Raw genomic sequence first — 5,598 nt, forward strand, 5'->3', positions numbered from 1 at the left:
TCCCGTGCGCACACGCGGCACGTCTTCGTGGCCTCAGACATCACCGACTCATCTCCTCCCGACACGTAGTCCTCCCATCCACGGCACGTCTCACACTGCCCGGGCCTGGGCAGCGTGCGCGGACCGCTTCCACCGGCCACCACCTCCCGGAGGCTGGGCCTGGCCCGCAACGCCTCGCACTGGGCCGGCGTCATCCGCCCCACCGCGCACTGAAACGTGTTCCGCGCCAGCCACTCCTCCGCGTTCATCCGGCCATCTCCCAGCGATACTCCAGGGGCGTGTCCCCAGTGTCCCCGGACATCCACGCATCATCCCGCCGCCCGTACCAGCCGCGCTCCGCGCTGCGCACCCATCGCCCCAACGGCCAGTAGGCACTGGACCCGCATTTTGGACAGGACTGCGCTCCGCTGAACACCTCGTCGCAATCGAGACAGACCATGCATCCGTTTATCTTCGCCATGCTCCACCTCCTGTTTTTCTCAGATTACGTGGAAATACTCTCCAGTATCTCGCGGCAAAGGCTCTTTGCCGCCTCGCCGTGCTCGGGCACGTGCTGCGCCAGGCCGCTGCACACCAGCCGGTTCAGCTCCACAACCTTCAGCACCAGGGGGTCCGGCTTAAATTCTTGCTGAGTCACAGGCTTATACAGCTTGTCCCTCCCGGCCAGCGTCAGCCGCCACAGCTTCTCCACGCAGCCGTTCGGTTTCTTCCGGATCCCCGCCTGCCTCACCCATCCTTTGGCACGATATGTGCTTAATCTCTTATATATGTAGGATTCGGTCGTGCCGGCTTGCTGTGCGATGTCCTGCACGGACCATTTCTCGTTGATGCGCATCGCCCGGCGGATGCGCTCTTCCCGTTCCGCGGGGCGCGGTGGGACCTGGCCGCCGTGTCGATCATTGGAAAACACATAGACCCCGTGGCGAATCTTCTGCAGAAACCCTTGCCGCGACAGAGTCTCCACGGCGTGCTTGGTGGCGCCTACCGATAGGCCCAGGGCCTCCCGGACCTGCCGTTTCGTGACCGTCCCCTGGGCCGCCGCGTATTGGCGCACCATGTCCGTGGTGGTACCGACCCGAAGAGCTCGTCCTGTCCTCATTTCCCACCTCTTCCTACATACTTGGCCGTCCCCTTCGGCCCCTCGAGCCACCTGGGGATCCTATCCACCATCGCACGCTCGACGGTCTGCGTGCGGTTCGCTCGGCACATCCGCTCCAGCTCCCAGACCGCCTGCCAGACACGCCGAAAATCTCCGGATGAAATCTTTGCGATCCGTGCTGCAGCTTCCGGCTCCATCCGTAGCCCCGCGGCCTTCATCGCAAACAGCATGATGTCTTCGGAGCCGATGGGCCCGAATTCCACGGTGCGGGTCACCCGGCTCCACAACCTCCGCCGGCTCTCGATCTGGGCGAACAGGTGCTGCTCGCCCACGAACACCACGGGAGCACCCGTAAGATCGTGGATGTCCCGGAAATGCTCGATGTGGTCCGCCCTCAGTCGATCGGCCTCGTCCACCAAGATCGGTCGCGGGTCCGCATCCAGTGCCTCCGTTGCCATGCGCCGGCACCTCTCCACCGTGTGCCCCTCGCGGCCGATCAGTACCCGGCACAGCTCGCCCAGCATGGCCCTGGGAGTCCAGTCCTGCATCACCCGCAGATAGGCAGCCCCTGTCCGCACAGCGTATTCCCGGGCGCAGACCGTCTTGCCTCGTCCCGCCACGCCCCACACCACGGCAAGCCCCGGCTGGCCCGCCTCGATGTCTTCCAGAGCCACCATCGCCTCGCGGAATCTCCTCACATTGGAAGTCTCAATGAATACGTTCTTCATTCTTCCGCACCTCCATCCAGCACGCCGTACAGTTCCGCCAGTTGCTCATAGCGATCCGCGTAGTTTTCCCTGTATTCGGAGGTTGTCCGGTAATAGGCCATGAAGGCCTCATCCTCCGCGCTGAGCGGCGCGCGGTGGACGTGCTTCGCCCGCCAGCACCACTCATAGCGTTCCGGCTCGCTCCCAAACCATTCGGGGCGCTCGGGCCCCTGTGATTCGTCTTTGGGATCCTCCTCTTCGCCCAGCCGCTCATAGACCAGCCTCAGTCGATCCATCTCTTCCTGGTCGGCATCGGGTTCCGGCTCCGGCAAGGCGGGCGCCGAGTCGCCCCGTTTGGACCCGGCCAACACAGGAGCCATGCCCCAGGGCGCATCCACCACGTCTCGTATGTCGTCCGGGGCCACGCCCAGCTCCTGGAGTTGTTCGATGGTCTGCTTGCGCAGCCGGCGCTGCCGCTCCAGCGCGGCGCGCACCTGGTCCACCGCCACCTCGTCGCCGAACAGTCTGGCCAGCGGATGCAGGGCCTCCACGGGATAACATTCTCCCAGCAGGCGCCCGTCGCGCGTGCATACCCACACACGGGACAGATCCGCGCAGTCGTAATAGACGGCCACCCGGCCGTTGATTCCGTGGAGACAATCCCCTTCGTAGTCGATTCCATACATCCGGATGCGACAGCGCCGCACCGGGCGCTCTGCGCGCCACAGCATCTCCCAACCGAGCTCCATTTCGTCCACACCGGGGCCTTTCCCCGCCTCGAATACTTCTCGGGGAGTCTTGCCCGACAGCCCCCGGTGGGGCTGGTCCACATACCAGTCGATGTATCGCTCGATGAGATGCGCCGCCTCACGGATGTCCGGGATCCAACCCCGAAACTTGGCTTCGTGCCAGGCCTTGTGCAGCCGCTCGTTGCGCTGCATCCAGGCGGGTTTGCGCTCGATCGATGATCCACAATAGGACGGCAGGACCGCCTCGAACTGGTCGGAGAGTGTCTGGAAAAAGCGCTCGACGACCTTGGACCGGGCCTCGTAGGGCCTGGCCGTGAAGACGGCTATTCCCATGCGCGCGTAGATCCCGGACAACTCGCCCAGATCCGGGTCTTGCTCGGTGAACACCCGCGCCTTGAATGCCCGTCCATTGTCGATGTATACGGAGGTGGGCAGTTTGCCCAATGTAAGGATCGCACGTCTGAGCGCCGCATGGATCGCTACCGTGTTTTCAGTCGGCATGATCTGCCATCCGGCCGGATACCGGCTGGCCCAATCGAAAAAAACGATGAGCTGCATGCGGGCCGGCTTGCCCGTCTCGGGATGCCGAATAAAGAAATCCAGAGGATGGCCGTCGGCAACCAGGCATGCCCCCACATCGAGCAGCCAGTCCGCTCGATCCGCATGGGGGGCCACCCGGTCCTTGTAGGCCTTCTCCCCCTCGCGCATCAGTACCACTATGTGCTGGTGTGTCGTGCAGTAATCGTCGAGCCAACGCCGATAGGTATGGTCGCTCGCGGGCTCATCGATGCCCTGGGCCCGCAGCACCATGCGGGCCGCCCGAATGGCGGTCGCGACGCTGGGCCGATTGGGCTGCAGATAGCAGCGCAGGAGAGCTCTCCGCGCCGGCTCACTGAGCTGACGCTCCCGCCATCGCGTGGTCCCGTGGCGCATCCAGCCACCCCGCGTGTCGGCGATGGCCAGAAAATCGTCGTCGGCCTCTCGGAGCCTCTTGTCCCATCGGTAGAGAGTCTTTAGCGAGACCTTCCCAAGCCGTTCATAGACTTCCGGAAGGAGCCGCCCTGAATGGTAGGCGGTAAGGAATGACTTCCTGGCTTTCGCCCGCTCACCCCACGGGACGTTCTCTACTGCATCGCGGAAGGCATGGACCAGGCGGTACCTGGCCAGGCCAAGAGACTTGGCTCTCTCCGGCATGCCGAGCGGCAGCGGCTGGTAGCGACGTCGTCTCTCCTCCCGCAGCGCCTCCGCCCTGACCATGCACTCCCGAACCGTCTGATCCAGCGCCGGACTCATCATCGACAGCGGCATCTGGGGGACAGACGGCGGGATCTTGTCGGTGGGTGGCCCCGGCGGCGGATTCTCCCGGATCGCTTCGATCCGACGCTCCATCTCCCACCGGAACACAGCCTCACGCACATCCTGGGGCAGAGATTTAACGGGGAACAGCTTCCGCTTTCCTCCCCTGCCACGACCAACCGTGCACTCACACGGCCAGTCCTCTGCCAGCGCTCGCTTATGCACGGCCCTGAACGAAATACCGAGTGCACGTCCTATCTCTGCAGCCGTCACCTTCATGCCGTACTCTCCTCGGAGGAGATTGGGCATCCTCGCCGTTCGAGATAATCAATGACGGCGGCGCTCAGACCTTTTCGACGTCTACCCCTCTCGCCGGATATGACTCGGCTCACCATTGCCGGGCTGGCCCCGGTCGCCTTGGCGACAGAGACCTGAGTAATACCGGTTTCCAGCAGCCATTTCTTGATCTCTATGCGCTTGCGATTCACAGTCCAACCTCCTGTGCGAGCCTCTTGGCTCGCCTTTTCGCCTTTCTCAGCTCCAGCTCGGACCTAGCCCACTGGAGAATCTTCCCATCCTCATCACTGATCACTTCAACGGACTGAAAGCTCCGTGCATACGCCTCGAGAGGCAGATTCGACTGGACGACACGGCAAAAGAGAGGAAGCAAACGAAGCGGGATAACGTGAGACGCCGCCGGAGCAACCCACTTATCTAGCAGCGCCGTGGTCACCTTCTGCCCACGTCCGTTCGTTGTCCAGCCTAGCTGCCTCATCAGGCGATTCATCTCGTCCACGATCTGGTCCCTGGACAACGAACAGGTCCGGATGGCCTCGCTCATGGCAGCCTTGATGGCTGGAACTGGATCCGTGATCACCTGCTCCCATACGTTCATCTGACGGGGGATTCCAGAATTGTCCCTGGATCTGACATTGACCATCGGGCGCCCCCCAAGATATGCTGCTTGTGTCATGCTCTTGCCAATGCTACTGCGACCATAGTCCCAAATTTGGCATTGGTCAAGGAAAAAACTGGTTCATTAGTCAGATTTTTGCACTTTTCTGAATTACCTGTAGTGTCGGTAGCTTATTGAATTAGGCCGGTTCATTAGTCAGTTCATTAGTCATGTCCAGAAAAATGAACCAAATGTGGGTGCCATGAAAACTATTCATGACCGGATTAGAGACGTCATTGCAGCATCAGGTTTGACGCTCAAGGACTTCGCGGCCAAAATTGGCCTGCCCAAGCGGACCCTAACCAACTATCGGGATGGGATCAGCCGGCCACCCTCTGATGTCTTGGAACGCATCTGCAGGACGTTCAATGTGCGGCCCGAATGGCTCCTGACAGGTGAAGGCCCGATAAAACGCGGGAAGCCTTCTGATCCTGGAGAAAGGCACGACGCCGATGGCCCGGATCCGGAAGAGTTTACCTTTGTGCCCAAGGTGTCCGCCATCCTGAACGCCGGCCACGGGTCGTGGATCACAGAGGATCGAGTGCTCGCCTTCTACGCATTCCGCAAAGATTGGATCAAGTTGGTGGGGCAGCCATCCAGCATGGTGCTCATGGAGGTCCAGGGCGACAGCATGCACCCAACACTACATCCAGGCGACCACCTGCTCATCGACACCTCCCAGACCACGCCGCGCCAAGGCGCCATCATGGCCGTAGGAATCGATGACTCCGTCCTGGTGAAGCGCATCAACATCACGCCGGAGCATCTCGAGCTCATCAGCGACAACCGCAT

At 61.9% G+C, this 5,598-nt stretch carries 8 protein-coding genes; 1 reads left to right on the forward strand and 7 read right to left on the reverse strand.

All coding sequences use genetic code 11. The annotated features are described in order from the left end of the window. The 7 genes from B9A12_RS17435 to B9A12_RS16200 form a co-directional block, all read right to left on the reverse strand. Positions 1-248, reverse strand: a 248-nt coding sequence (locus B9A12_RS17435) for a hypothetical protein (RefSeq protein WP_212636983.1), incomplete at its 3' end; no start/stop codon positions are given. Then, positions 245-460: a hypothetical protein gene (locus tag B9A12_RS16180; protein WP_084059128.1), complete on the reverse strand. Its 216-nt coding sequence runs from the start codon at positions 458-460 to the stop codon at positions 245-247. The genes B9A12_RS17435 and B9A12_RS16180, both read right to left, overlap by 4 nt. A 24-nt stretch (positions 461-484) precedes the next feature. Beyond that, the gene (locus B9A12_RS16185) at positions 485-1,099 is read right to left on the reverse strand and encodes a hypothetical protein (RefSeq protein ID WP_084059129.1); all 615 of its coding nucleotides are present in this window, start codon (positions 1,097-1,099) and stop codon (positions 485-487) included. Then, entirely contained in the window at positions 1,096-1,827 is a 732-nt protein-coding gene (locus B9A12_RS16190) for an AAA family ATPase (protein ID WP_084059130.1), read from the reverse strand. The genes B9A12_RS16185 and B9A12_RS16190 overlap by 4 nt, the downstream gene beginning before the upstream one ends. Beyond that, positions 1,824-3,959 carry a Mu transposase C-terminal domain-containing protein gene (locus B9A12_RS16195; protein WP_170920684.1) on the reverse strand — a complete coding sequence of 712 codons (2,136 nt, stop codon included), beginning with the start codon at positions 3,957-3,959 and terminating at the stop codon, positions 1,824-1,826. Before B9A12_RS16195 ends, B9A12_RS16190 begins: the two co-directional genes overlap by 4 nt. Positions 3,960-4,126: 167 nt before the next feature. Next, positions 4,127-4,339 (reverse strand): hypothetical protein, encoded by a 213-nt coding sequence (locus B9A12_RS17150; protein WP_170920685.1) that lies wholly within the window; start codon positions 4,337-4,339, stop codon positions 4,127-4,129. After that, on the reverse strand, positions 4,336-4,746 hold the full coding sequence (locus tag B9A12_RS16200; RefSeq protein ID WP_084059132.1) for a hypothetical protein: 411 nt from the start codon (positions 4,744-4,746) through the stop codon (positions 4,336-4,338). The genes B9A12_RS17150 and B9A12_RS16200 overlap by 4 nt, the downstream gene beginning before the upstream one ends. A 262-nt stretch (positions 4,747-5,008) precedes the next feature. Between B9A12_RS16200 and B9A12_RS16205 the strand changes: the two genes are divergently transcribed. Continuing rightward, the coding region (locus B9A12_RS16205) for an XRE family transcriptional regulator (RefSeq protein WP_084059133.1) at positions 5,009-5,598 on the forward strand (590 nt) is incomplete at its 3' end.

Source organism: Desulfacinum hydrothermale DSM 13146 (assembly GCF_900176285.1).
Taxonomy (GTDB): Bacteria; Desulfobacterota; Syntrophobacteria; order Syntrophobacterales; family DSM-9756; genus Desulfacinum; species Desulfacinum hydrothermale.

What these genes read in the sequence shown, in the direction of transcription:
- B9A12_RS16180 (WP_084059128.1), bottom strand. Translation starts at nt 460, where the DNA reads ATGGCGAAGATAAACGGATGCATGGTCTGTCTCGATTGCGACGAGGTG.
- B9A12_RS16185 (WP_084059129.1), bottom strand. Translation starts at nt 1,099, where the DNA reads ATGAGGACAGGACGAGCTCTTCGGGTCGGTACCACCACGGACATGGTG.
- B9A12_RS16190 (WP_084059130.1), bottom strand. Translation starts at nt 1,827, where the DNA reads ATGAAGAACGTATTCATTGAGACTTCCAATGTGAGGAGATTCCGCGAG.
- B9A12_RS16200 (WP_084059132.1), bottom strand. Translation starts at nt 4,746, where the DNA reads ATGAACGTATGGGAGCAGGTGATCACGGATCCAGTTCCAGCCATCAAG.